The sequence below is a fragment of the Mucilaginibacter aurantiaciroseus genome (assembly GCF_024055595.1).
Classification (GTDB): Bacteria; Bacteroidota; Bacteroidia; order Sphingobacteriales; family Sphingobacteriaceae; genus Mucilaginibacter; species Mucilaginibacter aurantiaciroseus.
In genome coordinates this window covers 1124022-1149959 of record NZ_JAMXOF010000001.1, presented here as the reverse complement: position 1 = coordinate 1149959, position 25938 = coordinate 1124022, and the positions used below count along the sequence as shown (strand labels likewise).

The following is a 25938-nucleotide window of genomic DNA, read 5'->3' as shown; positions in this document are numbered from 1 at the left end:
TTATTTTGATGCCTTTCTCATTTTAACTGCATGGCTTCATCAAGCATAGCTGTAAAACCCTCGTCCGGCGGCAGATCTCCTAGCTTATTGACCTTTCCCAGAAACTTTTGGATGGGTTTCAAACCTTTGTTTACTTTTAGACGCGGATCGCTCATTATTTCGTCTTTCAGGAATGTGAAAGAGCAATGACTTTTATAAGACGCCATCACACACAAGTTATCTTTATTATACTCAAAATGTGGAATACCCCATTTTATAACCTCCACCCCATCCGGACAGTACATGTGCAAGGGGATTTACGTTTTAAACTGGAATTGAGGTTCAATTGATAGACGCCTTATTCTATACTTTATATTACTTTTTCCTTTCGAATGAATAGTAAAGCTAACTAAATGTTTTAGTATTATAAACCATTGAGGGGAACCGGTAGATCACTTTACCCTGAAAAAATAAGTATGATAAATTAATGTCTATACTTGTTACGGGTAGCCCCGGAATCGGTAAAAGCTATGTGGCTTCCGTTATTGGCCATCAGGCCTGTGTGTTTGGCTAACGGATATTTTATGCCAGAACGTCTAAGGCAAAATCGTTAAACTGAAGATGGCTAAGGCAGCCGACTTGTATATCAAGGAACTTACTTTACTGGAAAGGATACAGCTGCTCGTAATGGATGAATTTAGTATATAGCCTTCGTGTTACGTTAAACTAAAATTAAATTTTTACCCAATTCGGCACAATAATCTATATAAAGACCTTTGTTTATTAATTTCTGATTATCAATGTATTAATATTTTAATTTTCATTAGTTATTCAATTTTTCTACAGATTTAGCGGGGTGCTTTGTAAAAAAATACTTTATGAAGAAAATAATTTACCTTATTTCGCTACTTCTTTTTGCAGCATCTTTTTCTTATGGTCAACAATTTACGTTAAAGGGCCAGATTGTTGATGAGACAACAAAAGAGCCTCTGACTGGTGCTTATGTACACTTTGACGATATAAAGGGAGGGGCTATAACAGATGCCTTTGGTTATTATGCGATAAACGGTATCAATCCGGGTCAGTATAAATTAAAGGTAAAGTATATCGGATACACCGAATACGAAAAAAAAATACAAATCTCCGGCAATCAAGTGTTAAACATTCCACTTGTCGAAAAAGCACAATCACTTAAACTGGTGCGGGTTTATGGCAAAGCAAACAAAGAATCAGAAGCTTCCTCGCGCCGCTCAGAAAAAAACGCAGATAACATCACTAATGTCATTTCGGCACAGGCTATGCTACGGTCGCCGGATATCAATGCGGCAAACGCTTTATCCCGAGTTTCTGGAGTAACTATACAGCGCAATAGCGGTTCGGACGATGCCTATGCCATTATCAGGGGTATGGAGCCACGTTACAACAATACGCTGATTAACGGGGTGAAGGTGACCAGCCCTGACCCTGTGTCGCGGTTTATATCACTGAGCATAGTACCCTCGGATTTGTTAGAAAATATAGAGGTTAGCAAATCTTTAACCCCAGAAATGGATGGAGATGCAATTGGCGGCACTGTTAATTTGGTATTTAAAGATGCTCCGCAGTACGAATATTTTAAGGCTAATGGTTCTATCGGTTACAGCGGGCTTTTTTTTAACCGAAAATATGACAACTTTAATCAGGGTGCTGTTCAAAGTAAAAGCCCTGTTCAAAGGTTCGGCCCGGCTTACTTAGCCCCGCCGGGTTATTTTTCGAGGGCCAACCTGGATTTTACTCAAAAAAACGCCCCGCCTACTTCTTTGTTGGGCTTTACCTATGGCCGTCGTTTCTTTAACAATAAATTAGGTTTTATTATTGGGGATAGCTATCAAAACCAGTATTATGGCACCAATTCACAATTTAATAACGCCCAGTTGGATACAAGGCCGGGTAAAGGTTTTCAGCCGGTTATTTCTGATGTAGCTAACCGTACTTACTCCACCCAGCAAATGAATAATGGTTTATCCGGCCATCTGGACTATAAGTTTGATGACAATAATAAGTTAAGTCTCGACAATGTATTCCTTTACACCCGCCTTGTTCAAAGCCGTTTAAGTATTGATACATCTATTTTAGGTGGAAATGGCGGGCGGGTTGGGCCCGGTACCGGTACGGTGTTTAATGACAACCGTTCTACGCTACAAAATCAATATGTAGAAAATCTCAAACTATCAGGTAAGCATGTGTTATCTCCACATTTCCTGTTTGACTGGGCGGGGGTTTATTCGAATGCCACACAAGTTTCGCCTGATCGGGCTGATATTTCATATAATCATTTAGTAAATCCTGATTTCACCAGTACGCCTGATTACTTTAATAATGTATCTCGCATTTGGCAAAAAAATGGTAATAAGGACCTGAGTGCAATTGCTAATTTGGGATATAAAACGGGAATTGGCATCAATAATTCCTTGGAGTTAAAGGTCGGAGGCTTATATAGGCACAGCACACGCTATAATCTTCAGAACGAATATTCACTACGGCCTACTGCAACAGCAAATGGTGTGAAAAGCCCATTCACTGATATATACTCAGCAGATTGGATAGTTTACAATGTTACCGGCTCACTGGCTAGCGATAAGGCCAATTATACAGCCTATGAAAACATAACAGCTGGTTACGGTGAATTTAAACTTACATTGAATAAGCTTGATGTATTAGGCGGTGTTCGTGTAGAAAATACTGAGCAAGGTTATGACACTCACCCGGTTGTATTAGATATTAGGAGTAACGCCAAAAAAACATACGCAGATATTTTACCGAGTTTACAATTAAAATATAAGCTTACGGAAACCTCAAATTTACGGGCTTCGTTTTTTAAATCTATTTCTCGCCCTGCATTATATGAGCTTGTACCTACCCCAACACTTGGTCAGAGTACTGATGTAACCGGTAACCCCTTAGTGCAGCACACCAAAGCAGACAACTATGACATGCGATATGAACTTTTCCCGAGAAAGGAAGAGCAACTCTTTATAGGCGTTTTTTACAAAAACATCGTTAACCCTATAGAATTTGCTTTAAATGGTTCAAATAATGGCCAGCTGAGTACTACACCTCAAAACTTTGGTACAGCAAAAGTTGCAGGAGCCGAAGTAGTTTACAGCAAATACTTCGGCAATCTTGGTGTATCAGGTAATTATACCTACACTTATTCTAATATAAATACTACAAAAATTTATACATCTACTGATGCCAGCGGCGTAACCACTTCGGTCCCTAAGCTTCAAAGCAGGCCACTACAAGGGCAAACCGGCAATGTAGTGAACTTATCATTGCTTTATAAAAACGACAAGCAAAAAGCCTTTGTTCAATTAGCTTATACCTATAGTAGCCGTACACTGACCTTGGTGTACAGTAACTACGGTTACGATTATTACCAGCAGCCGCAGTCATTCCTGGCACTTTCGGGCGAGAAACAGGTAAGCAAGCACTTTACGCTGACCACCAAAGTCAACAACCTACTTAACACACCTACAACAGTGAAGATCAACGATCTCATCCAGTCAAAGGATATTTATAATGTGAGTTTCAATATTGGTTTCCGTTATGCACTTTAAACTAAATAAGAGAATGAAATTAAAATACAGCTATATACTTGCAGCAAATTTGCTGCTGGCTGCTACCTTCAGCGCCTGTCAAAAAGCCGAGTTAACCACTTTTAATGAAATAAAAATACCTACCTCCAGCCCAATATCGCCGGGTAATATCAGCGGGTTTGTAAAAGGGACGTTGGTAACAGGCCAAACCTATACTGTTACGGCTGATTTAACTATAAAAAAGGGAGATACGCTGTCTGCACAGCCAGGCACTATTGTGATAGTAAAAAACAATGCCCAAATAAATGTGCAGGGGTCTTTAATGTTAATTGGTTCAAAAGATCAGCCCATCTTATTTAACTCAGACAGTAATAAACCGGGTACCTGGGGCGGCCTGCAATGTGATACAGCTGAAGCAATCACAATTAAATGGACGCATATCGACAACACCGGCGGCCCGGATGCAAAAGGCGATGCCCGGGGATCACTTAAAGTAAAAAAAGCTATCAACGTAGATATCGAAGATTCCTGGTTTACCAATGGGCAGGACGATTTAATGGCTATTAGTAATGGCGCTACGGTTACTATCTTAAGAAATACAATCAGTTCATCGGGCAGTACGGACGGTGAAGGTATAAACTTGAAAACGGGTGTTAAGGGCGTGGTAGCCTATAATGTTATTTTTAGTCAGGCAGGTTCCGGTATTAAACTGGAGACCAGCTCCAAAATACCCTTTCCACAAACAGAGGTTGATGTTTACAATAACACGCTTATATCTAATGGCTGGCGAAGGGGGTCTGCAGAACCTGGCCGGGCAGTTTCTGTAGGCGTTAATGGCATTGGCCATATTTACAACAATATCATCGTGAACTGCTATCATGGCATCGAGCTGTTTACAGACGGCGACATAACAAAAACCACTTATGGTAACAACTTATTTTATGCAACAGTTGATACCTATGCTGACCTAGTAGTCCCTACACAAAAAATCAACATCCGTGATAATTTTTATCCCGAAGGGGCCGCGGGTAAACCACAGATTTCAGACCTTATCTCTAAAAAAATAGGCGATAAGGACCCATTATTTGTCAATTTTGACGGCACCGTAGCAGCACCAAACGGTTTCCCAAACAATTATGATTTTCGCTTAAAGAACAGTTCACCGGCTTTCAGTGCAGGCAATCCCAAGTATAACCTCGACTTGGGCGCCTATACATCTGATGGAAAAGGCAACCAGCATTAATAACTAAACATTAAACATTTAAATTATGCTCATGAAAAATATATATTACCGTCTCTTAAGTGTTGCGTTCTGTATCGGAATCAGTTCCGTAAATGTTTTTGCGCAAAGTCCTCAATACATATTGGAAAAAACAATACCACTGTCTGGGGATGGTAGTAATGATTATGTTTATATAGACCAGATCAACCGACATTTGTATGCTTCCCATGGCACGATTGTAAATGTTGTAGATCTGGAAAGCGGCAAAACAATCGGCGTAATCGATAGTATGCAGGGAGTGCATGGTATCGCTATAGCGAACGATTTAAATAGAGGTTTTATAAGTGATGGTAAGGCTAACGCAATTATTGCCTTCGATATAAATACATTAAAGATCATTAAAACCATCCCTGTGACCGGCAAAAACCCTGATGGCATTATTTATGATCCATTCTCAAAAAAGATTTTTGCGTTTGAAGGTCACAGTAGTTCTGTAGCGGTAATAGATCCGCAGAATTTAACAGAAGTTGGCGCTATTGATGCGGGCGGTGCACCAGAATTTGCGGTATCTGACGGCAAAGGGCTGATATTTACCAATCTGGAAGATAAAAGTCGCCTGGCTGTTATCAATACGAAAACATTGAAGGTAATAAAAAGCTATCCGCTTGATCCATGCGGTGGGCCAACTGGCTTGGCTTTGGACAAAATTAATCACCGGTTGTTTACGGTTTGTCGTGAAAATAAAGGTATGAGCGTAATTAATGCCAATAATGGTAAAATCATACAAACACTTCCAATTGGTGCAGGAGTGGACGCAGTAGTTTATGATCCGGTTAATAAACTGGTAATAGCCTCTAATGGTGATGGCACGGCTAATGTATTTCAACAAAACAGTGCTGATAACTATACAATACTGCAAACGTTAACTACACAACCTCGTGCAAAAACAATGGCAATAGACGCTGCGACCCATCAAATCTATTTTCCGGTTTCCGATTACCAGCAAGGGAGCAAAAGCCCCGTGCCGGGTTCATTTAAATTATTGGTTTTTCAATTTAAAAAATAAACTTAAAAAAGGAATTGATCCCGGAGTTAGCGATCTGGCTCCGGGATCAGTAATCCCATTGTATGTGGATAAATGAAAAAAAGTCGCTTACATTTTTTATCTATATTCACAATATTAGTGGTGCTAATTTCAGGTACTGCTTAAGATAAAGAAGATATTGACGCTACTGCTACAACCGGAGCCTTTAGTAAGAACACGAGGGTATTTGCAGCATCGGTTAAGGAGCTTTATGATGCGACTAAAATGATCAGTAATGAACCGATAATTATTAGATGAACCAAAAGATATTTAGTTAACTGCCGCTTGCTATATAAAAGAATTTTTTTTTTAAATCGTATTTTTTTCCCAGCGAAACAAAATTATACAATACACCGGCAAAACATGAAGTTGAAGAACTATAATTAGAAATGAAAGAACCGATGGGCCTGCAGCAGATAGAAATGCTTTTGTTTAATAATGATGTTTTTGCCCATAAGGCAGAATTGCTGGCACAGTGGATGCATTGTATACTTCCGTTAATGATTTGCCCTCGCTTTTGTATCAGTTTAAAGCAAATGACAAACAGATTTTGGAAAGTTTGCGACTGGAATTGATCAGGATGGCACGTTAAAAAAAGGGGCAAAAGACTTCTGAAAATCTCTTGCCCCGTGAAGGGTGCTTAACGGTACAAATATCGTCAAAATTTATCGCTGATTTAAAGCGTTTGGTCGATTTACCGAAAAAAATCAAAGAATACGATGCTCTTCTTAAAGACCATAATTCGTGTTTTTCGGGTGATTTGTTTAACACTTAAATCATAAAAAGTAACATCCATAGTAGAGTAATTGGCAGCTCTACAATAGATGTTCTATGTTGCTGTTCTACTTGTCCCCGACTTTATCAGTTTATTAGTTAAACTATGATTAAAGACAATCATCTTGAGTACTATTAGTTTTGATATGTCTTCTAATTAGCTTTAGTTTTAGCACTTATTTCCATTATCGCTTCATCAATTGCTTTAGCACTTGCAGCATCGTTTAATTTGATACGCTGAACTCTAATTTGATTAAGGATAGCAATAATACGTGGGACAATTCCAAATTTTCTCTCACCAATTACCAAGGCTTTAATTGCTGATATTCCGTGCTGTGCATAAAGCGGGTTATCAACTCGCGAAATAAAATCGGCAAATTGCCTTGTAAAAGCATACTGCACGGGGGAATCTCCATCTGCGTAGCAGTGATATACAAAGTTCCATTCTTGATTCTTTCCTGATCTTGTAAAAATATCAAGGATTGTTTCCTTTAATTTGCCTTTACAATCCCCTTCATATTTCTTTGCCAATTTAAATTGAAGATCTTTGTTTATCTCACCCAGAGCGCTTAAAGCAGCACCCTGGACAGCATACGAAGAACTTTGCATAGCGTCCCGGAATAGCGATTCGTAGCTATGATCATTTAAGGTTCCTAACTTGTTAATACCTTCGGCACGAGTAAGATTATTCTTTTCATTAGTGGCAATTTCAACTAAGGCAGGTAAAGTCGAATTTTTAATGGCATTATTTTTAAGATCGAGCGCCATAATGGCCTTCATCCGGATGCCGTAATATTTATCTTTTAGTGCCGCATTTAAAATTGACTGGGCATAAGGATCGCTCTGCTGTACAGCAGCAGCGTCGATAGCTTCATAACGATCCATAAATAACGAGGCATTCAAATATTGAAAAGCAAATTCCTTTAAGGTTTTATTATCCGTTTTGGCGACCACGAGTATTTTCTCAGCATCTACATTTACCAAATCTGGTTTATGGTTAAGTTTATAAGAAAGAGTGTCAGCTGTGCCACGTAACCAAACCCGATGCCGTTCGGTTTTGCCGTCTGCATAGATATCAATGGCTACTGGTAGTACAAAAGATTTGCCTTCCTGCATTTGTTGAATGTAAACATGTTCTGTTTTTAACGATTCATCCCAAACATAATTTATAGTTAGCACCGGATGCCCTGCTCCAAAAAACCACTGATCAAAAAACCAATTAAGATCAAGGCCACTCGCTTCCTCCATAGCTAACCTTAATTGTCCTACCTCAGCGTTTTTGAAAGCATACGTTTTTAAATAAATATGCACGCCTTTATAAAAAGCATTATTTCCAATATAATGACGCAGCATATTCAAAATCCGCCCACCTTTCTGATAGCTAATTCCGTCAAAAACTTCTTGCTCATTACCGTAATAATATCTAACAAGCGGTTTTTTCCAACCATCCGCATTGGCTAAATATCCTTTCAAACCTACCTGTAAATGGTCGTCGGCAACATCAGCGCCATACTTGTGTTCAGCCCATAAAATCTCACCCAAGTCGGCAAAAGACTCATTCAATGAAATATTGGCCCAACTTTCCGCGGTTACATAGTCTCCAAACCATTGGTGAAACAATTCATGTATATTCCCGGAGTCGTAATTCCTGTCCGCTAATTCTCTAAGACTGTTTTGTCCGTTTTCGCCGAAAGCTGTCGCTGTGGTATTTTCCATTGCTCCGCTGTAATCGTGCAATTTAATTTGGCTGTATTTATTCCACGGATAAGGTATACCGGTAAGCTTAGAAAAATAATCAATTGCCTCAACTGTATTCAAAAATATAAATCGGGCATTTTTGGCATAAGGCGGATCAAGGTAATAACTCACCTCTTTTCCATGCCAAGTATCCTTTATGATACTAAACGTCCCTACGGCCAGCATAAACAGATAAGGAGAATGCGGTAGGTCCATTACCCATCTGTCTGTTCGAGTACCGTCTTTATTTATCTTTTGAGATCTTAAAGCGCCGTTAGAAAGTGTTGTGTACTTAGCCGGCACAGTGAGTGATATATCTTGGGTTGTCTTTTGATTTGGCTTATCGATGGTCGGGAACCACGAGGAATTATTTTCCGGTTCTCCGTTGTTCCAGATTTGCGTTGGCTTGCCATTTTTTAGATCGTCCGGGTTAATGAAATGTAAAGCATGCTCTCCTTTTGCAAAAACAACGTCGGGCAAGGTTTTATAACTTATAAACAAAGTTATTTTTTGCCCCTTATTGTATGACCGATCTAACTTAATATTAAGATACAAACTGTCATAAGTATATCGCAACGGGAGTGATTTCTTATTTTTAATAATACTGACTGCATTGATTTTCATTGCCTTTGCATCCAACTTTATCGTATCTGCCGGATAAAAATGCGGTGTTAGGGTTATCCATTCTTTTCCTATCAATGATCTTTGATGGAAATCAAAACTAACATCCAACACAGTATGGATTAAGTCATACGTTATAGTAACCGCATTTTTATAGCTATTTGTTGGTTGTGTACCTAATGACTGGGACCTGAGTTTTGTTACTCCGATCAATAAAAGAAAAAAAACTGCAGCAAACTTCGGAGTTCTCATAAGTAATGAAAAATTGGAATCCCAAAAATATACATTATAAGGTACTATGTATTGCATATTACTATTTAAAAAAGTAAGTCTGCAGTAGCAATTGCGTGTGTGTTAAATTGGTGCAAATTATGTGTCGTAAAAGCTATTCTGACTCGAACAATATTGGAGTATTTAATGCTACCAGCCTATCTTGTTATTGACCTCGTTAGGAAAGAAGCAGGTTAAATCAGCCAGAAATATAGTCAGCTAAACGCCAGTGGCTTGGAATTATAGTCAATTGCAATCGTCTTATCAACAATTGGAGCCCCAAATCCATTACTAATTTGACAGTGGAATATTTATGAGCGCTCCGAAAATCTATAAGATATTTGCAGCACAGTAGATTCTTGAGTGTAAAATACGTTGATATAGTTTACAAGTACTTTTAGGATTATAATAGAGAAGCCAAATATCTAATCTGTTAATTATTAGATATTTGGCTTTTTATCTCTAGTAGAGATAAAAAAGGGTAAATGATGGGGCTCGAACCCACGACCCTCGGTACCACAAACCGATGCTCTAACCAACTGAGCTACATCTACCGTATTGGAGGCTGCAAAAATAGAAATCTAAACCCAATTTGCAAAGCATTTTTTAAAATTACACTCTGCTTACCTGTTTAACAGGCCCTTAAGTTATTTTTGTAGCTATGGCAGAGCAATTAGTGGAGTTGAATGTAACCGGTATGCATTGTAATAATTGCGCAATGAGTATCCATAAGTTATTGGAGAAGAAAGGCTTGCATGATGTGTTGGTTAATTTCGCGTCCGAAGAGGTGAAATTTAGTACTGCCGATCAATCTATCCTGCCCCAGATCATTAAAGATATCGAAAGCCTGGGCTTTAAAGTTGTTGATGAAGAAAACATCCAGCCAACCACGTTTTACGAAAAGGTGGAGAATAAATTCATCTTCTGCGCCTTTTTTACCGCCCCACTCCTGCTGCACATGATTTTCCCGTGGCATTTTCTGCATAACTCTATAGTACAGCTTATACTTTGCCTGCCCGTGTTTGCGGTTGGGTGCCTGCACTTTGGTAAAAGCGCCTACAGTTCCTTAAAAAACGGCGTACCCAATATGGATGTGTTAATCTTCGTCGGCTCAACCTCGGCCTTTATTTACAGCCTGGTGGGTACAATAGAAAACCTTGGCGAGCATTACCTGTTCTATGAAACCTTCGCTACCATTATCACGCTGGTTTTATTGGGCAATGTTTTTGAGAAACGCTCAGTTAACCAAACTACATCGGCAGTAAAAGACTTGATGAAATTTCAGCAGGTAAATGCCAACCGCGTTATTAACGGCGGCGTTGAAGTAATAAGCGCTAAAGATGTTTTATCGGGCGATACCCTATTGGTTAATGAAGGCGACCAGGTACCTGTAGATGGCGAAGTTATCTCAGGCGTTGCATTGATAAATGAAGCCATGATAACCGGCGAAAGCATTCCGGTTGCTAAAACCAAGTATGATAAAGTTATCGGCGGTACTATATTGCAACAGGGTAACATCCGCATTATGGCTACCAAAGTAGGTTCTAACAGCACACTGTCGCAGATCATAGACCTGATGAAGAAAGCCCAGGCCGCCAAGCCTCCCGTACAAAAACTGGGCGATAAGGTGGCCTCGATATTTGTGCCGGTAGTGATCCTGATAGCCCTTGCAACCTTTGTAATAACTTACTTCGCTACCGATGCCGGCCTGCAACAATCTATGCTACATGCTATAGCGGTACTGGTTATTTCTTGCCCATGCGCTATGGGTTTGGCTACGCCGACTGCTGTTATGGTTGGTTTAGGCCGCGCCGCAAAAAATGGTATCCTGATAAAAGGTGGCGATACTATCGAAGCTGTAGCCAATACCAAATATGTGCTGTTTGATAAAACTGGCACGCTTACTACTGGCAAATTCAGTATCCATCAAATCAAGCCCGAGGAAGGTTTTACTGTAGAGCAGGTCCGTGGGGTAATTATGGCTATTGAAGAGCGTTCTAATCACCCCATCGCGAAATCAATGGTAGGCGAGTTGCAATCGCTGCCACAACAAAAAGTGATATTGCGTAACGCCAAAGAGGAAAAAGGCTTGGGTATGCGTGCCGAGGATGTTGAAGGCAACAATTACTTCCTGGGTACAGCCAGGCATAAAACACTTGATAATTTCAATTTAACGTTATACCGCAACCAGGTACGCATGGCGCAAATAGCGGTTGATGATACCATTAAGCCAGATGCTGCCAGTTTAATAGCCCAATTAAAAAAGGACGGCATTATCCCGGTATTGGTGAGTGGCGATAAAAAAACACGTTGCGCAGTTGTGGCATCCGCTTTGGGTATTGATGAGGTTCATCCCGAAATGCTGCCTGACGACAAGCTGAAATTGGTTGATATGTACCGCAAAAAAGGTAAAACCATAATGATAGGCGATGGTATAAACGATGCCCCTGCCCTAACTCAGGCAGATGTGGGCGTATCTATGAACGATGCCAGCCAGATAGCTATTCAATCAGCAAAAGTGATCTTGCTGAATACCGATCTGCAATCTGTAGTGAAATTTTTACAGATCAGCAGGCATACTTTGCTTACCATTAAGCAAAATCTTTTTTGGGCTTTTGCCTATAATATTGTGGCGATACCCGTTGCCGCGCTTGGCTTTTTAAACCCAATGGTTGGTGCATTGGCCATGGCATTTTCAGATATTATTGTAATAGGTAATTCGCTGCGTTTGAAAGTAAAAAGGGTTAATATATAATAGTTCATAGCAGCTGCTTTGCCGTTGTGGTATCATAAAGTTTTATACTTTTGAGGCTTGAACTTAATGGTTCAGGCTATGATTTAATGAACCATCAACCATTAACTAACAAATGATAGAAATTTTTACAGACGGTTCATCAAGTGGTAACCCGGGCCCGGGTGGTTATGGGGTTATTATGAGGTCGGGCCAGCATTATAAGGAGCTGAGCGCCGGGTTTCGTAAAACTACCAACAACCGTATGGAGCTGCTTGCTGTTATCACCGGGTTGGAGGCTATCAAATCACCCAACCAGTCTGTTACCATCTTCTCCGACTCCAAATACGTTATAGATGCGATAGAAAAACGCTGGGTACACGGCTGGGTTATTAAGGGTTTTGCCGGCAAAAAAAACAAAGATCTTTGGATGCGTTACCTGAATATTGCCAAAGTGCAAAACGTTAAATTTGTTTGGGTACGCGGCCATAACGGCCACCCCGAAAACGAACGTTGCGACCAACTTGCAGTAGCCGCCGGCAAACAAAAAGACCTGCTGATAGATTCGTTTTTTGAAGTAGAAGCCGCTAAAACGGGTGCGTAACATAAGCTCATAGTTATTATTGACTACAATGAACCATGAACTAACTACTGCAAACAAACCTCTCCCTCAAAAGTTTTTTTGGTAAGTTGCGGTGAAAAGCAGGCCATCATTTCTTCGGCCTTTGCAACCATATTTTTTGAACCAATAAATATTGCCGAGCGCTGGTGCAGTTCGTTAACTTCTAATTCCAAGATCCGGCTATAGCCGTTGCTGGCTTTACCGCCTGCCTGTTCTATAATAAACGCCATGGGGTTGCATTCATAAACCAAACGCAGTTTGCCATTTGGCGCGGCCGCAGTAAGGGGATAAATGAATACACCACCTTTTATTATATTACGGTGTAGGTCGGCCACCATTGAACCAATATAGCGTGAGGTATATGGCCTGTTGGTTTTAGCATCCTCTACCTGGCAATATTTGATATACTTTTTCACCCCATCGGGGAAGTGCGAATAATATCCCTCGTTTATAGAATAAATAATACCATCATCGGGGATGCGCATACTTGGATGCGATAGGCAAAACTCGCCAATTGATGGATCAAGCGTAAAGCCATTAACACCCTTGCCTGTTGTGTAAACTAACATGGTCGACGAACCATAGATCACATATCCCGCAGCAACCTGCTCAGTACCACGTTGCAACACATCGCTTAATTCGGCTTTGCCCTGGGCAGAGATACGTCGATAAATAGAAAAGATAGTGCCTACTCCTACGTTTACGTCAATGTTTGATGAACCATCCAACGGGTCGATAGCTACAACATATTTTGCATCCTTAGAGATCTCGGATTCGATATGGATGCATTCATCGTTTTCTTCGGAGGCAACCATGCAGCACTCGCCGCCATATTTAAGAGCGGAGATGAATTGCTCATTGGCATAAACATCCAGTTTCTTTTGACCTTCACCCTGGATGTTGATGGTACCGGCATCGCCTAAAATATCAGCAAGGCCGGCTTTGTTCACCTCGCGGTTAACAATCTTGGCAGCTATGCCTATGTCGCGCAAAAGCCTTGATAGCTCCCCTTTGGCATATGGGAAATCGGCTTGTTTTTCTATAATAAATTGTCCTAAAGTTTTAACTGCCTTCATATAGCTTAGTGTATAAATTACATATTATTTATGCAATTCAATAACGTCTAAGGTATGAATTTTTTCGTCAGTTATAGAAAATCTTACTAATGTTTGCACCTTATGCCAGCCCTGTTTACCCGCGGCGCCGGGGTTTATATGCAGGCAATTTATCTTTTTATCAAAAATAACTTTTAAAATATGCGAGTGCCCGCTAATGAACAACCCCGGAGGCTTAGTGTATATATCACGCTTTACATCCGGTGCATATCTATCAGGATAACCTCCAATATGCGTCATCCAAACATCCACCTTTTCGCACATAAAACGCAGGTGTTCTGGATATACTTGTCGGATGTCTTTGCCATCGATATTACCATACACCCCCTTTAATGGTTTAAAGGCCGCAAGCTTATCGGCAAGTTCGATATCCCCAAAATCCCCGGCATGCCAGATCTCGTCGCAGTTTTCAAAATGTTTAAAAACTACATCGTCGAGATAACCGTGAGTGTCAGATATAAGGCCTATTTTAACCATTAACACGAATGTAACTTATTATCAAATTGGTTAAGATGTAAAGTATAATTATACTTGCTGATATCCTAAGTTTTGCGAGCGTTTTCCTTTTAATCGCTACATACAAGGAGGCCAAAAAATACACAAAATTTATAATTGAGTATATAATGTAAGCTTCCTGCATACCTTTAACAATGCTTTCCGGGATTAACGGACTACTCCACTCTTTGGGTATTTCGTAGACCTCGTATAAACAGACGATCGTTAAAACAAAAAATAATACAGCCAAGCAAACAGAGAAAGTCTTCATTTAAAATATCGTTAAAAAATCCTTTAAAAGCAATTCGTATGCTTTAGCGTAAACCTTCGGCTCATCATAAATAAACAATTCTTGCTTTTGTAGCTGTTCTTCTGCCCTTCCAAAAGTAATTATCTCCCTGTGTGGTTCGCTATCGGCAAAAGACTTTATGTTGGTGATCTTGTGCAAATGCAATTCAAATTTTGGTAACAAGTCCTTAATTAAGGTCGAGGTTGTCAATGAAATTATCAATTGGCAATTGCCGGTGTCAGTAAGATGTTCAACTGCGTATTTGAGCAACTTTTCAAAAAACGCCTCGTTAGTATGCCTTGCCAAATTCTTTTTGTCATTTGCCGAGGTTAACGAATCTAAAAAGAACGGCGGATTAGAAACAATAAGGTCATATTTATTGCCTTTGTGATTATTAAAAAAGTCTTCAAACGAATTTAAATGGGCGGATAACCTTTTGCTGAATTGTGAGTTCTTAAAATTCCCACCGGCCATTTCAGCAGCATCTTTGTCAATCTCCACCGCGTCTATTTTAGCGGTACTAAAACGCTGTGCCAACATCAGGGCTATTACACCTGTGCCGGTACCAATATCTAAAATGCTTTGCGGGTCATTAGCCTCGGCCAGTGCACCAAGCAGTACGCCATCGGTATTTACCTTCATGGCGCAACCGGTTTGGTCTACATTAAAGTGCTTAAACCTGAATATATCCACGCCTATTATGATTTAAACAGGCCATACTTCAAGATACAATAAATGGCGCGCACGCCATCCTTCCAACCTATTTTTTTACCATCCTCGTAGGTACGGCCGTAGTATGAGATACCTACCTCGTAAATACGGATGCGCGGGATGCGGGAGATCTTGATCGTAACTTCCGGCTCAAAGCCAAAACGTTGTTCTTCTAATTTAATTTCTTGTATCAGCTTAGTATCGAATAACTTATAGCACGTTTCCATATCCGTTAGGTTAAGGTTGCTCATCATATTTGATAGGAAAGTTAACCATCGGTTACCTATGGTATGCCAAAAAAACAATATACGGTGTGGGTTGCTGCCCATAAAACGAGAGCCATAAACTACATCTGCAAAGCCATTACAAATGGGTTTTAATAAGTCGTTATATTCTGATGGGTCATACTCCAAATCGGCATCCTGGATAATGGTATATTCACCTGTAGCCTGCGCTATGCCGGTATGCAATGCAGCACCTTTACCTCTGTTAAACTGGTGCTTAAAGTATTTTATTGGCAGGTCGGGATGTTCTGCCTGGTATGTGGAAACAGCTTGTTCAGTATTATCGGTAGAGCAATCATCCACAATAATAATTTCTTTTTGGATGTCATCAATCAGCTCTACAGCTTTTATCTTGTTCAAAATGAGGTGAATGGTGCCGCCCTCGTTATAAGCCGGGATAATTATTGATAATTTACCTATTTTCATCATGAATTATAAAATGCCAAATTAATGCTAACGCGAATAAAGCAAAGCCTCAAAAAGCCAAAAGTAATGATATTAATGGCTATTTTATTTGCTTTAGTGCTGTGGTTTGCAGTTTGTTTACCCAGGCAACTATTCGGCAGCGCAACCTCTTTTGTTATTGAGGATGATGCAGGCCAGCTTTTAGGCGCATCCATAGCAACCGACGGGCAATGGCGTTTCCCCTACAATGAGGATGTGCCCGAAAAATTCAGCAAGTGCATCATTGCCTTTGAGGATAAGCGCTTTAAGAGCCACCGGGGGTTTGACCCACTGGCATTTGGCCGAGCCATAAAACAAAACATTAAAGCCAAGCGGATAACCAGTGGCGGCAGTACGCTCACAATGCAAGTGATTCGCTTGAGCACCCATCACAACCGCACCGTATGGAATAAACTTGGTGAGATATTTATGGCTCTGCGACTGGAAGTCACCTACAGTAAAAGTGAAATAATGGCCCTGTATGCCAGCAATGCCCCTTTTGGCAGTAATGTTATTGGGCTGGATGCTGCATCGTGGCGATACTTTGGCCGCGGGCCGGATAAGCTTTCATGGGGAGAAATGGCAGCATTAGCGGTATTGCCCAATTCACCATCATTAGTACATCCCGGTAAAAACAGACAGATTCTGTTAAAGAAGCGCAACCAGTTATTAGATAAACTTTATCACAAAGGCACCATCGACAGCACCACGGCAGCACTCGCCAAATTTGAGCCCGTGCCCGAAAAACCTATGCCGCTACCCCAAATGGCACCTCATTTATTGCAGCGTATTAAGGCGGATTTCCACGACCATAAAACGCCTTTTACCCGCCTAAAAACGACCTTAAAAAGCAATTTACAAGGGCAGGTTACGGATATCCTGGAAAAGCACCATCAGGTGTTAAAAGCCAATGATATTAACAATATTTCCGCAGTAGTTTTGGATGTAGAAACCGGTGCCACCCTCGCATACGCCGGTAACATCGCTCACCGCGAAGACCCGGAAATGGAAAGCGATGTGGATGTGGTGAATGCGCCCCGCAGCCCGGGTAGTACGCTGAAGCCTTTGCTTTACGCCAGCATGCTACACGATGGTTTGATACTGCCCAATAGTTTGATCCCCGATGTGCCTACACAAATAGCAGGTTATCACCCCGAGAATTTCGACCTTGGGTATGATGGCGCGGTGCCTGCCTCAAATGCCCTCTCCCGCTCGCTGAATGTACCCGCGGTAAAAATGCTGCAGCAGTACAAGTACGAGCGCTTTTATGATAAGCTAAAAAAGATAGGCATCACAACCCTGAAACAACCTGCCGACCATTACGGCCTGTCGCTGATATTGGGTGGCGGCGAAAATACCCTTTGGGAACTAACAGGCACTTATGCCGATATGGCAAGGGTGCTTAATCATTATAACAAAACAACTAAGTACGACCCTGAAGATTACCATGCCCCTGTGTATGTCTTATCGCCCAAGGAAAAACCTAAAGCAGAAAAGAATGGACTGCTGGATGCCGGTTCTATATTTTACACCCTGCAGGCAATGGAAGAAGTGATGCGCCCCGGCGAAGAAATGCTTTGGCAGCAGTTTAGTTCCACCCAGCGTATCGCGTGGAAAACGGGTACCAGCTTCGGCTTTAGGGACGGTTGGGCTATCGGCATCACCCCCAAATATGTAGTTGGTGTTTGGGTGGGCAATACCGATGGTGAAGGCAGGCCAGGCTTAACGGGGATCCATACCGCCGCGCCTGTGCTGTTTGATATCTTCCGCTTGTTGCCTTCCGCCCGCGAATGGTTTGATGTGCCTACCGGCGAAATGGTAAAAATAAACGTGTGTAAAGAAAGCGGCTATCGCGCCGGGCCAAACTGTGAGCATGCTGTTGAGCAATTGGTGCCAAAAAGCGGGTTAAAAGCGCCTGTTTGTCCGTGGCATAAGTTAGTGCACCTGTCGGCAGATCAAAAATTCCAGGTGACGGGGAATTGCACTTCGCCGGATAACATTGTTAACAGGGCCTGGTTTGTGCTGCCACCATCCATGGAATACTATTATAAAACCAAAAACTACCAGTACCGTACCCTGCCGCCTTTTGCGCCCGGCTGCGAACAGGCCGAAGCCAACCCTATGGAACTCATCTACCCAAAAGATGGCGCTAAGATCTACGTTCCGCTGGAGGCCGACGGTAAGCGTGGCAGGTTGATCTGTAACGCGGCACACCGACAAAGCGGCGTAAAGATCTTTTGGCACCTGGACGATAAGTACATTGGCGAAAGCAGCGCTTACCAACAGATGGCTTTAAATCCATTACCGGGTAAACATAAACTTACCTTGGTTGATGCCAACGGCAATACGCTGCAAATAAATTTTGAGGTGCTGGATAAGAATAAATAACTTAGTTAAATAATTTCAGCGCGGGACTGGAAATACAAAGATACGGGATAAACACGGCAGCTGCAAATGTACTGCCTTAAGGGAACTGAAATTTATCTTGAAAATAGCTTTAAATGAAGATGTTTTAAATTATGCTTGAACAATACGACCTGGGCAACCTGATGGTGCTGGATATAGAGACCGTGCCACAATACAGTAATTACGACGAGGTGCCCGATAACCTGCAGGAACTTTGGGCGCACAAATCGCAGTACCAGCGTAAGGACGAAACGCCTAAAGAGTTTTATGAGAGTGCCGGCATCTGGGCCGAGTTTGGCAAGATCATTTGTATCTCGGTAGGGATATTTTTGAATGGTAAACGCGCCGGGCTGCGGGTAAAATCATTTGCCGGGCACGAGGAAAAAGAACTGCTGGAAGATTTTAGCAAGATGCTGAGCGGCCAGCCCCTGAGCATGATCCTTTGCGCGCACAACGGTAAGGAGTTCGACCTGCCGTACATCTGCCGCCGCATGCTGATCAATGGTGTGCAGTTCCCGCCGCATTTGCAGATACAGGGTAAGAAGCCCTGGGAGATCCCCCACCTGGATACCATGGAACTTTGGAAGTTTGGCGATTATAAAAACTACACCTCGCTTAGTTTGCTCACCGCAATATTTAACATCCCAACCTCTAAAGACGATATCGACGGCAGCCAGGTTGGCCATGTTTATTGGGTGGAAGACGACCTGCCCCGCATTTGCACCTATTGCCAAAAAGATGTGATCGCCACCGCGCAACTCATCCGCCGGTACCGTGGCGAAGCTTTAATAGAAGAAGAATGTATAACGATAGTATAAATAGAATATGGAACACAAAGGCATCTCCCTCCGACCATTCATAGGCGCTAAAGATTTTGAGGTATCCCGCAGTTTTTATAGCGACCTGGGTTTTGAGGAAATAGTAATATCGCATAACATGTCGGTTTTTAGAAGTGGAACGCTAAGCTTTTATTTACAGAACTATTACGTTAAAGAGTGGATTGATAACACCATGCTTTTTATGGAAGTTGATGATGTGGACAGGTTTTGGACAGAACTCTTATCCCTAAACCTTCCTGAGAAATACGAGAACGTTAAATACACTCCTGTTAAAACCCTGCCATGGGGCAAGGAATGTTTTGTTCACGACCCAAGTGGAATATTGTGGCACTTTGGTGAGTTTGTTAAATAGTTGGTCTTCTGATAAATGTCTTAAATAAGCTTCCGGGTTGTCTAAAAAAGATTTGGTAAGCGTAAAATGCTCGGTATCCTGATAGGTGGTTGCATATATACAAAAAACAGGTTTAGCGTTCATGATCGCGAAAAAGCGAACACTTGCGATTGTGTAATAATCACGTACCACATTAGGTTTTGCATAAAGCGCAGAGTCTCTTTCAGAATACCCTGTGAGTACAATTCCTCCCTAACTAAAACTTTATTATTACGTTTAAACTGCTTTCTTTACCAGTGGTATTACCTGGGTTCCTATCAATTCAATTGAACTCATTAATTGTGCATGTGTTAACCCTGCATTATCCATCTGAAAAGTAAACCTGTCTACACCACCTAAAGCCTCACTATGCCTTAATAACTTTTCGGCAACTTGCTGTGGCCCGCCAACAACCAATACACCCTTAGGCGCTATTAACGTATCAAACTGTGCTTTGGTAACCGGTGGCCAACCCCGCTCCCTGCCTAATTTAGTCCAGAGTTCGGCATACCCGGGATAATAGTCTGATATAGCCTGCTCATTGGTGGCGGCCACATAACCCGGCGAATGCAAACCTACCTTAAGTTGATCAGGCGTAAATCCGGCCCTCCTCCCTGCTTCGCGGTAAATATCTATCAATGGGCAGAAACGATGGGTTTCGCCACCAATTACAGCTACCATTAAAGGCAACCCTAATGTACCTGCCCTCGCGAACGACTCGGGCGTACCGCCCACGCCTAACCATATAGGCAGTTTTTCCTGTAATGCCCTTGGGTAAACCGGCTGATTATCTAAAGCAGCCCTAAACTTACCCGTCCATGTTATAAATTCATTGTCACGGATCTTTAGCAACAGGTCGAGTTTCTCTCTAAAAAGCGCATCGTAATCATTCAGGCTAAATCCAAATAGCGGGTATGCTTCAACAGATGAGCCCCGGCCTACAACCATTTCGGCCCGGCCTTTAGAGATAAGATCCAGCGTAGCGAAATTCTGGTAAGCCCTTACCGGGTCACTCGCACTCAAAACAGTAACTGCACTGGTTAAACGGATACGGTTGGTTTTTGCAGCGGCAGCAGCCAGTATTACATGTGGTGCCGAATCTAAAAATTCTTTTTTATGATGCTCCCCTATTCCAAAAACATCAAGCCCGGCCTTATCGGCTAACTCAATCCTTTCTAACAACTGCGCCATAGCATCTACACTGCTTAATGCATTGCATGTACCATACATTGCCGAAGCGAAACTATCAACACCTATTTCCATGCCTTGTATTTTAAATGTTTAAACATTTAAATCAAATATCGGGATTTTTTAATCATTTTAGGTTTATTTATGGGCGTTAAAAATAAACGACAAAAAGCCGTCCCATTGCTTTAGAAACGAAAGTGCGGAAGAAGGGACTCGAACCATCAATAATAAAAAAAGCCTGACACTTTCGTATCAGGCTTTAAACTTAGTGCGGAAGAAGGGACTCGAACCCCCACGCCTCGCGGCGCCAGATCCTAAGTCTGGTGCGGCTACCAATTACGCCACTTCCGCGTTTGGTTTTTAAGAGATTGCGAAGATAGCGTAAAATGCTAAACTTTAAAATTCAATTTTTCTTTTTTATTTATGTGCCTCATTACATTGCTGTTAATTTATCTATAAGCTTATTAAAATACGCGGGCGAGTGTAATAACCTGCTGCCATACCAGGAAAACAGCTCGCCATTTACCAATAATATTTTAGCATGAGGTAACATTTCATTAAACTCATCAATATGTTTTTGGGCGAATGGATAAGGTTCGGATGATAACAGTATCACTTCGGGATCAGCCGCTACTAATTCTTCTTTACTTACGTCCGGGTAACGGCTTGCCGCAAATACATTCTTAAAGCCGCATAAGTTAAGCAGGCTATTTATAAACGTGCCTTGCCCGGCAGCCATGTAAGGTTTGCGCCATATTAAATAGGCAACACGGGTTTGCTTATTTGTTGGTTTAAGGTAGCCGAAACATTTAAATATGACGTTAGATATGGTTGAGGCTTCGGTTTGCTTGCCGGTTATCTCGCCCACTTTGTTGATCATGCTAAGCGCGCTGTGCAGGTCGTGTATGTCGCTTATCCAAACAGGGTAATGCTTCATCAGTTCTTCTACCTGGCTTTTTTCGTTCTCTTCCTTATTGGCTATGATCAGGTCGGGCTGTAGTTTATGTATGGCTTGTAAGTTTAGTTGTTTGGTACCGCCAATTTTGGTTGCGAGTTTAACTTTACCTTCCGGGTGGATGCAGAATTTGGTGATGCCAACGATGTGACCGTCTAAACCCAAATCAAACAAAAGTTCCGTTTGGGAGGGTACGATGGAGATAATTCGACTGGGGGTTTCCGGCAAATTAACGGCATTGTTCATCTGGTCGTAAAATACCGGCATGTATGTATTTCGGCTTTGTTATTGTGCTAAGGTAAATTAAATTTCAGCCATCAAAAATTTGTAGTTTTGCACCGATGAATTATTTTGAATTTTATAACATCCCGGAATCCTTTAAACCCGATTCCGCGCAGATAAAAAAGCAGTTTTATGCTTTTAGCAAACAGTTTCATCCCGATTTTCATGCCAACGCGGAAGACGAGAAACAGCAGGAAATTTTAGAGTTATCTACCCTAAATAATAAGGCTTACCAAACCCTAAGCGACCCAAACAAGGTGCTCGAATACGTTTTAAAGCTGCACGAACTGGTAAGCGAAGGCGCAAAACCATCGCTCCCGGCAGATTTTTTGATGGAAATGATGGACATCAACGAACGCCTCATGGAAATTGAGAACGCCGAACAGTTTGGCGAGATAGGCGCGGAAGTTGCTGCAATTGAGGGCGATATGGCAGAAGAGCTAAATGCCCTTACAAACGATTACGAAACCCTAAACAAAACCGCTAAAGAAGACAGGCTAAACCACATTGCAAATATTTACTACAGGCAAAAATATCTGTTGCGAATTAAAGAGAGTTTAGATACATTTGCAGCCCGCTTCTAAGCAAAAGACTTGCTTAAGAACATGCCCAGCTGGCGGAATTGGTAGACGCGCTGGTCTCAAACACCTGTGGGAAACCGTGCCGGTTCGACTCCGGCGCTGGGTACAAACCCGGATATAGAACATTTAGTCGTTCTGATCCGGGTTTTTTTATGCTCTAAACTGCTGTTAATTTAATAAATATGTAACGCTTCCTCGTTGACTATTCCGGTTCGATGTCCGGTTTATGAATAAGTCCATTTTTCAGGGAATATCGAACCAATTATAAACCTTTGACCTTCAGTATCTGCATTTAAGTACAATAGGTCAAGTTATTGGAGGATTTCTACTGCTTTGTAAATTAGCCCTTCAATATTATCTGATATACTACTATTAGCAGCAAAAACATAAAGTATGGTTTAGAGCCTGATAATTATTTCTTCCGCTTCTGAATTAACTAATTTATAATCTATCTGATCTATTCCATCATTTAACAGCAATTCCCAATACGATTGTTATTTTCAGTAATTTGGGATATGAAGCATTTTTTCATCTTGTTGAAATTGATTACCGTCTTTGTATAAATCACAAACGGAAGTCAAAAAATAATTTTATGTTTTTAAAAATTAATCTATCTTTACTGCAGGTTGTGAGGGCAGCCTGTTCCCATAAAAGATAAATTCACCCTCAAATCAAAAATTTTAGAATGCTTAATAATTTCCGCCAAATATGGGACGTTGGCAAAAAGGGAATTATATGAACATTTTAAAGCCGGTAAGGTTATCCTATCTTAAAACTCAAGCAACATTTCTTTTAAAGGACCTGCGTTCTGATTCTTCGAAATCAAAGGATGCTGCGGAAGAATTCCTAAACCTCCCTGCCTTTTCAGAAAGATCTACACAATCAATTATTAAAAACTTCGATAGAATTAAACTCAAGGACGCCCTTTTGGTAATCGCGCAAAAGAACGGTTTCAAAAGCTGGGTTGAGCTAAAAAAGTTTGTAACGCAAGAAGATTGCCTTTACCGTTCCTCCAAAGTAGGATTGATCTACGCCTGGTTTGACGATTATAAAAGAGCAGCGGTCTATCATCAGCAACATAGTGGCTATCTGCTCAAATTTTGGAACGACTTTGTGGTTTGCGGCGATGAATACATCGCCTCCCTTTCGCTTGGCGGCTACCCCGAGTATTGGAAAAGGATAGGTTTTGACTGGGTAAAACCCTCTGATCTGCAAGCCTGGCACTTTCTGAATGAAAAGGCAACGGAAAACTATTTAAATCAAGAGTATTTAAAAAAACAAACTTAAGAATATGAAAAACCACATTGGAAAAATGATTATCCTGGTAAATGATTATGAGGAAGCTTCAAACTTTTACGAAAAGAACTTTGGCTTCAAAAGAAATTATGATGTCACAACAAACGTAGGACAGCGGTTTCTGCAAATTGGTTCGGGTGATCCGAATTCCACAGGTCTTTGGTTCATCATGGCGGATGGCAAGGGCCAAAGGGACAATGTTGGAAAACAAACCAATGGCCAGCCCGCAATGGTGATCTATACATCTTCACTTGATGATCTTTATCAGCAGATCAAAGGCAATAATGTAATCATCAATGTGGCACCTGTCAATACACCCGATTATAAATATTTCCATTGCCTTGACCTTTACGGAAACGAAATAATAGTTGTTGAATTAAACGCACTATAAACAGCTTGGGTACAAGTAGATTATTGACTGCTAACCGACAGTTCAAACATCCCGCCTGAACCCAAGCGAATGTAAGCGTCACACTTACAACAACTATTGGTTTATAAACGCACCCATAAACAAGCAGGCAATTTTCAAAGTGCTTTTCATGGGTAGATGATGGTTTTTATTATTACAAATATTGCGATAATAAGCAACTAAACAATTTAGCTTAGTAACCGGGGCTTCTGAGTATAAGTTTCCCAAAGCAGTTCGCCAAATAGAGTATTAGCCCATGCAAACCATTTACGGGTAAACTTAGTAGGATCATTCTTATGGAACGATTCGTGCATAAAGCCTGTGCCGCCATGTGTTTTGCGCAGCATTTCTATACATTCTTTTATCTCGTTATCATCGGCACTTGTTATAGCACGGATAATGATGCTGATTGGCCAGATCATATCCTTACCCACGTGCGGGCCGCCTATCCCCTCGCCTGCCGTTCCTTTAAAAAAGAACGGGTTGTTTAGTGATAACAACATTTTGCGGGTATTAATGTAGATAGGATCGGTATTTTTGATAGCATCCAGGTATGGCATGCCTAACAGACTGGGCACGTTGGCATCGTCCATTAAATTGTAGCTGCCAAAGCCATTTACTTCGTAGGCGTAGATCTTTCCGTAATCCGGGTGATCTATTATGGCATATTTTTGTAAAGCTACGTCTACCTCTTTTGCCAATGCAAGTAATTCGGCAGATAAGGCATCATCTTTAGAGATCGCTTTTACCATTTCTGATGCCTGCTTTAAGCTGGTAACCGCAAAAAAGTTTGAAGGAACCAGGTATGAATAAATAGTAGCATCATCACTTGGGCGAAAGGCAGAGCAAATTAAACCAACCGGTTTAACCGGGTATCCATAGCCGTTCATCGGTACACCATCGGTAGCCCAGGCAGTTTTACGTTGGAACGAGTACGGGCCGTCGTTATACTTACGCTGCTGTTCTTTAAATGTTTTTAGGATACTTTGGATGGCGGTTTTCCATTGCGCATCAAATGGTGAAGTATCGCCGGTTAATTTCCAGTATTTGTAAGCCAAACGCACTGGGTAGCAAAGCGAATCTATTTCCCATTTACGTTCGTGCAGGCCGGGTTTCATATCGGTAACGTCGTCTTTCCACTCTCCCACTTTTTTAGGGTCGTCGTAAAATGCGTTGGCGTATGGATCACGCAGGATACAAACAACCTGGCGGTTAATAACGCCTGCAACCAGTTTTTTTAGTTCGGCATCTTTATTTATGAAGGCAATGTATGGCCAAACCTGCGCACTGCTATCGCGCAGCCACATGGCATCAATATCGCCGGTAATTACGTAGGTATCGGGTTTGTTGTTAACTACTTTGTAGGTAACGGTGGTATCAAGCGTGTTTGGGAAACAGTTTTCGAAAAGCCAACCCAGTTCAGGGTTTTTAACTTTCGATTTAAACTCCGCTATCGCTTTTTCTATAGACGCATTTTTGAATTTACGTGCCGATACCGGTACCCTTACAACAGGGAATGCAGGTTTTACGCCCGCAAACGAAAATTTACTCATCAATACGCCCGCACCTAATACACTGGTGCTGCCAATAAATTGCCTTCTCTTCATGTTTTAAAATAGGTAAATAAAAAAATCTTCCGGGCCAAATATAACCCGG

General features: G+C 41.4%; 21 protein-coding genes and 3 tRNA genes. 13 read left to right on the top strand and 11 right to left on the bottom strand.

The features are described from left to right. Positions 1-17: 17 nt before the first annotated feature. Positions 18-284, bottom strand: coding sequence for a DUF1801 domain-containing protein (locus NAF17_RS05270; RefSeq protein WP_252756929.1), 267 nt, complete (start codon positions 282-284; stop codon positions 18-20). Positions 285-857: 573 nt separating this feature from the next. Between NAF17_RS05270 and NAF17_RS05265 the strand changes: the two genes are divergently transcribed. From NAF17_RS05265 to NAF17_RS05250, 4 genes are all read left to right on the top strand, one after another. Then, entirely contained in the window at positions 858-3578 is a 2721-nt protein-coding gene (locus tag NAF17_RS05265; RefSeq protein ID WP_252756928.1) for a TonB-dependent receptor, read from the top strand. Between the two features lie 13 nt (positions 3579-3591). After that, positions 3592-4800 carry a right-handed parallel beta-helix repeat-containing protein gene (locus NAF17_RS05260; protein WP_252756927.1) on the top strand — a complete coding sequence of 403 codons (1209 nt, stop codon included), beginning with the start codon at positions 3592-3594 and terminating at the stop codon, positions 4798-4800. A 31-nt stretch (positions 4801-4831) separates the two neighbouring features. Then, the gene (locus NAF17_RS05255) at positions 4832-5845 is read left to right on the top strand and encodes a YncE family protein (protein ID WP_252756926.1); all 1014 of its coding nucleotides are present in this window, start codon (positions 4832-4834) and stop codon (positions 5843-5845) included. A 407-nt stretch (positions 5846-6252) separates the two neighbouring features. Then, positions 6253-6438 (top strand): hypothetical protein, encoded by a 186-nt coding sequence (locus tag NAF17_RS05250; RefSeq protein ID WP_252756925.1) that lies wholly within the window; start codon positions 6253-6255, stop codon positions 6436-6438. A gap of 352 nt (positions 6439-6790) precedes the next feature. On the opposite strand, the gene NAF17_RS05245 is transcribed toward NAF17_RS05250, so the two are convergent. Then, a complete protein-coding gene (locus NAF17_RS05245; protein WP_252756924.1) occupies positions 6791-9304 on the bottom strand; it encodes a M1 family metallopeptidase in 2514 nt (837 codons plus the stop codon). Positions 9305-9745: 441 nt separating this feature from the next. Continuing rightward, positions 9746-9819 (bottom strand) — tRNA-His (locus NAF17_RS05240). A 107-nt stretch (positions 9820-9926) separates the two neighbouring features. Here NAF17_RS05240 and NAF17_RS05235 point away from each other — a divergent pair. Both NAF17_RS05235 and rnhA read left to right on the top strand, forming a co-directional pair. Beyond that, complete coding sequence (locus NAF17_RS05235) at positions 9927-12020, top strand: heavy metal translocating P-type ATPase (protein WP_252756923.1); 2094 nt, start codon at positions 9927-9929, stop codon at positions 12018-12020. A gap of 112 nt (positions 12021-12132) precedes the next feature. Then, positions 12133-12600: a ribonuclease HI gene (gene rnhA / locus NAF17_RS05230; protein ID WP_252756922.1), complete on the top strand. Its 468-nt coding sequence runs from the start codon at positions 12133-12135 to the stop codon at positions 12598-12600. Between the two features lie 44 nt (positions 12601-12644). Here the strand turns inward: rnhA and fbp are convergent, their stop codons facing one another. From fbp to NAF17_RS05210, 4 genes are all read right to left on the bottom strand, one after another. Beyond that, a complete protein-coding gene (gene fbp / locus NAF17_RS05225) occupies positions 12645-13694 on the bottom strand; it encodes a class 1 fructose-bisphosphatase (RefSeq protein ID WP_252756921.1) in 1050 nt (349 codons plus the stop codon). Positions 13695-13718: 24 nt separating this feature from the next. Next, entirely contained in the window at positions 13719-14210 is a 492-nt protein-coding gene (locus NAF17_RS05220; protein WP_252756920.1) for a metallophosphoesterase family protein, read from the bottom strand. 289 nt (positions 14211-14499) lie between these two features. Further along, positions 14500-15210, bottom strand: coding sequence for a tRNA1(Val) (adenine(37)-N6)-methyltransferase (locus NAF17_RS05215; protein WP_252756919.1), 711 nt, complete (start codon positions 15208-15210; stop codon positions 14500-14502). Positions 15211-15215: 5 nt separating this feature from the next. Further along, positions 15216-15941 carry a glycosyltransferase family 2 protein gene (locus NAF17_RS05210; RefSeq protein WP_252756918.1) on the bottom strand — a complete coding sequence of 242 codons (726 nt, stop codon included), beginning with the start codon at positions 15939-15941 and terminating at the stop codon, positions 15216-15218. Between the two features lie 21 nt (positions 15942-15962). Here NAF17_RS05210 and pbpC point away from each other — a divergent pair, with 21 nt between their 5' ends. From pbpC to NAF17_RS05195, 3 genes are all read left to right on the top strand, one after another. Then, on the top strand, positions 15963-18344 hold the full coding sequence (pbpC, locus tag NAF17_RS05205; RefSeq protein ID WP_252756917.1) for a penicillin-binding protein 1C: 2382 nt from the start codon (positions 15963-15965) through the stop codon (positions 18342-18344). 131 nt (positions 18345-18475) lie between these two features. Further along, the gene (locus NAF17_RS05200; protein WP_252756916.1) at positions 18476-19180 is read left to right on the top strand and encodes a 3'-5' exonuclease; all 705 of its coding nucleotides are present in this window, start codon (positions 18476-18478) and stop codon (positions 19178-19180) included. A 7-nt stretch (positions 19181-19187) separates the two neighbouring features. Continuing rightward, positions 19188-19553 carry a VOC family protein gene (locus tag NAF17_RS05195; protein ID WP_252756915.1) on the top strand — a complete coding sequence of 122 codons (366 nt, stop codon included), beginning with the start codon at positions 19188-19190 and terminating at the stop codon, positions 19551-19553. Between the two features lie 255 nt (positions 19554-19808). Here NAF17_RS05195 and NAF17_RS05190 read toward each other — a convergent pair whose 3' ends face one another. From NAF17_RS05190 to NAF17_RS05180, 3 genes are all read right to left on the bottom strand, one after another. Continuing rightward, positions 19809-20834, bottom strand: a complete 1026-nt coding sequence (locus NAF17_RS05190) for an LLM class flavin-dependent oxidoreductase (RefSeq protein ID WP_252756914.1) — start codon at positions 20832-20834, stop codon at positions 19809-19811. 194 nt (positions 20835-21028) lie between these two features. Next, positions 21029-21110, bottom strand: a tRNA-Leu gene (locus NAF17_RS05185). A gap of 82 nt (positions 21111-21192) precedes the next feature. Beyond that, the gene (locus NAF17_RS05180) at positions 21193-21981 is read right to left on the bottom strand and encodes an ABC transporter substrate-binding protein (RefSeq protein WP_252756913.1); all 789 of its coding nucleotides are present in this window, start codon (positions 21979-21981) and stop codon (positions 21193-21195) included. Positions 21982-22055: 74 nt separating this feature from the next. Here NAF17_RS05180 and hscB point away from each other — a divergent pair, with 74 nt between their 5' ends. The 4 genes from hscB to NAF17_RS05160 all read left to right on the top strand — a co-directional run bounded on the left by hscB (position 22056) and on the right by NAF17_RS05160 (position 24264). Continuing rightward, positions 22056-22580 (top strand): Fe-S protein assembly co-chaperone HscB, encoded by a 525-nt coding sequence (gene hscB, locus NAF17_RS05175; protein WP_252756912.1) that lies wholly within the window; start codon positions 22056-22058, stop codon positions 22578-22580. Positions 22581-22603: 23 nt separating this feature from the next. Further along, positions 22604-22683, top strand: a tRNA-Leu gene (locus NAF17_RS05170). Positions 22684-23312: 629 nt separating this feature from the next. After that, a complete protein-coding gene (locus NAF17_RS05165) occupies positions 23313-23864 on the top strand; it encodes a hypothetical protein (RefSeq protein WP_252756911.1) in 552 nt (183 codons plus the stop codon). Positions 23865-23868: 4 nt separating this feature from the next. Continuing rightward, on the top strand, positions 23869-24264 hold the full coding sequence (locus NAF17_RS05160) for a VOC family protein (RefSeq protein ID WP_252756910.1): 396 nt from the start codon (positions 23869-23871) through the stop codon (positions 24262-24264). A 206-nt stretch (positions 24265-24470) separates the two neighbouring features. On the opposite strand, the gene NAF17_RS05155 is transcribed toward NAF17_RS05160, so the two are convergent. Further along, positions 24471-25889: a glycoside hydrolase family 125 protein gene (locus tag NAF17_RS05155; RefSeq protein WP_252756909.1), complete on the bottom strand. Its 1419-nt coding sequence runs from the start codon at positions 25887-25889 to the stop codon at positions 24471-24473. Between the last annotated feature and the right edge of the window lie 49 nt (positions 25890-25938).

Excerpts from the sequence above, each read along its gene's own strand:
- NAF17_RS05270 (WP_252756929.1), bottom strand. The coding sequence starts at position 284 with ATGTACTGTCCGGATGGGGTGGAGGTTATAAAATGGGGTATTCCACAT.
- NAF17_RS05190 (WP_252756914.1), bottom strand. The coding sequence starts at position 20,834 with ATGGAAATAGGTGTTGATAGTTTCGCTTCGGCAATGTATGGTACATGC.
- NAF17_RS05165 (WP_252756911.1), top strand. The coding sequence starts at position 23,313 with ATGAACATTTTAAAGCCGGTAAGGTTATCCTATCTTAAAACTCAAGCA.
- fbp (WP_252756921.1), bottom strand. The coding sequence starts at position 13,694 with ATGAAGGCAGTTAAAACTTTAGGACAATTTATTATAGAAAAACAAGCC.
- NAF17_RS05255 (WP_252756926.1), top strand. The coding sequence starts at position 4,832 with ATGAAAAATATATATTACCGTCTCTTAAGTGTTGCGTTCTGTATCGGA.
- NAF17_RS05195 (WP_252756915.1), top strand. The coding sequence starts at position 19,188 with ATGGAACACAAAGGCATCTCCCTCCGACCATTCATAGGCGCTAAAGAT.
- pbpC (WP_252756917.1), top strand. The coding sequence starts at position 15,963 with ATGCTAACGCGAATAAAGCAAAGCCTCAAAAAGCCAAAAGTAATGATA.
- hscB (WP_252756912.1), top strand. The coding sequence starts at position 22,056 with ATGAATTATTTTGAATTTTATAACATCCCGGAATCCTTTAAACCCGAT.
- NAF17_RS05155 (WP_252756909.1), bottom strand. The coding sequence starts at position 25,889 with ATGAAGAGAAGGCAATTTATTGGCAGCACCAGTGTATTAGGTGCGGGC.
- NAF17_RS05160 (WP_252756910.1), top strand. The coding sequence starts at position 23,869 with ATGAAAAACCACATTGGAAAAATGATTATCCTGGTAAATGATTATGAG.
- NAF17_RS05265 (WP_252756928.1), top strand. The coding sequence starts at position 858 with ATGAAGAAAATAATTTACCTTATTTCGCTACTTCTTTTTGCAGCATCT.
- NAF17_RS05250 (WP_252756925.1), top strand. The coding sequence starts at position 6,253 with ATGAAAGAACCGATGGGCCTGCAGCAGATAGAAATGCTTTTGTTTAAT.
- NAF17_RS05210 (WP_252756918.1), bottom strand. The coding sequence starts at position 15,941 with ATGATGAAAATAGGTAAATTATCAATAATTATCCCGGCTTATAACGAG.
- NAF17_RS05180 (WP_252756913.1), bottom strand. The coding sequence starts at position 21,981 with ATGCCGGTATTTTACGACCAGATGAACAATGCCGTTAATTTGCCGGAA.
- NAF17_RS05260 (WP_252756927.1), top strand. The coding sequence starts at position 3,592 with ATGAAATTAAAATACAGCTATATACTTGCAGCAAATTTGCTGCTGGCT.
- rnhA (WP_252756922.1), top strand. The coding sequence starts at position 12,133 with ATGATAGAAATTTTTACAGACGGTTCATCAAGTGGTAACCCGGGCCCG.
- NAF17_RS05220 (WP_252756920.1), bottom strand. The coding sequence starts at position 14,210 with ATGGTTAAAATAGGCCTTATATCTGACACTCACGGTTATCTCGACGAT.
- NAF17_RS05235 (WP_252756923.1), top strand. The coding sequence starts at position 9,927 with ATGGCAGAGCAATTAGTGGAGTTGAATGTAACCGGTATGCATTGTAAT.
- NAF17_RS05200 (WP_252756916.1), top strand. The coding sequence starts at position 18,476 with ATGCTTGAACAATACGACCTGGGCAACCTGATGGTGCTGGATATAGAG.
- NAF17_RS05245 (WP_252756924.1), bottom strand. The coding sequence starts at position 9,304 with ATGCAATACATAGTACCTTATAATGTATATTTTTGGGATTCCAATTTT.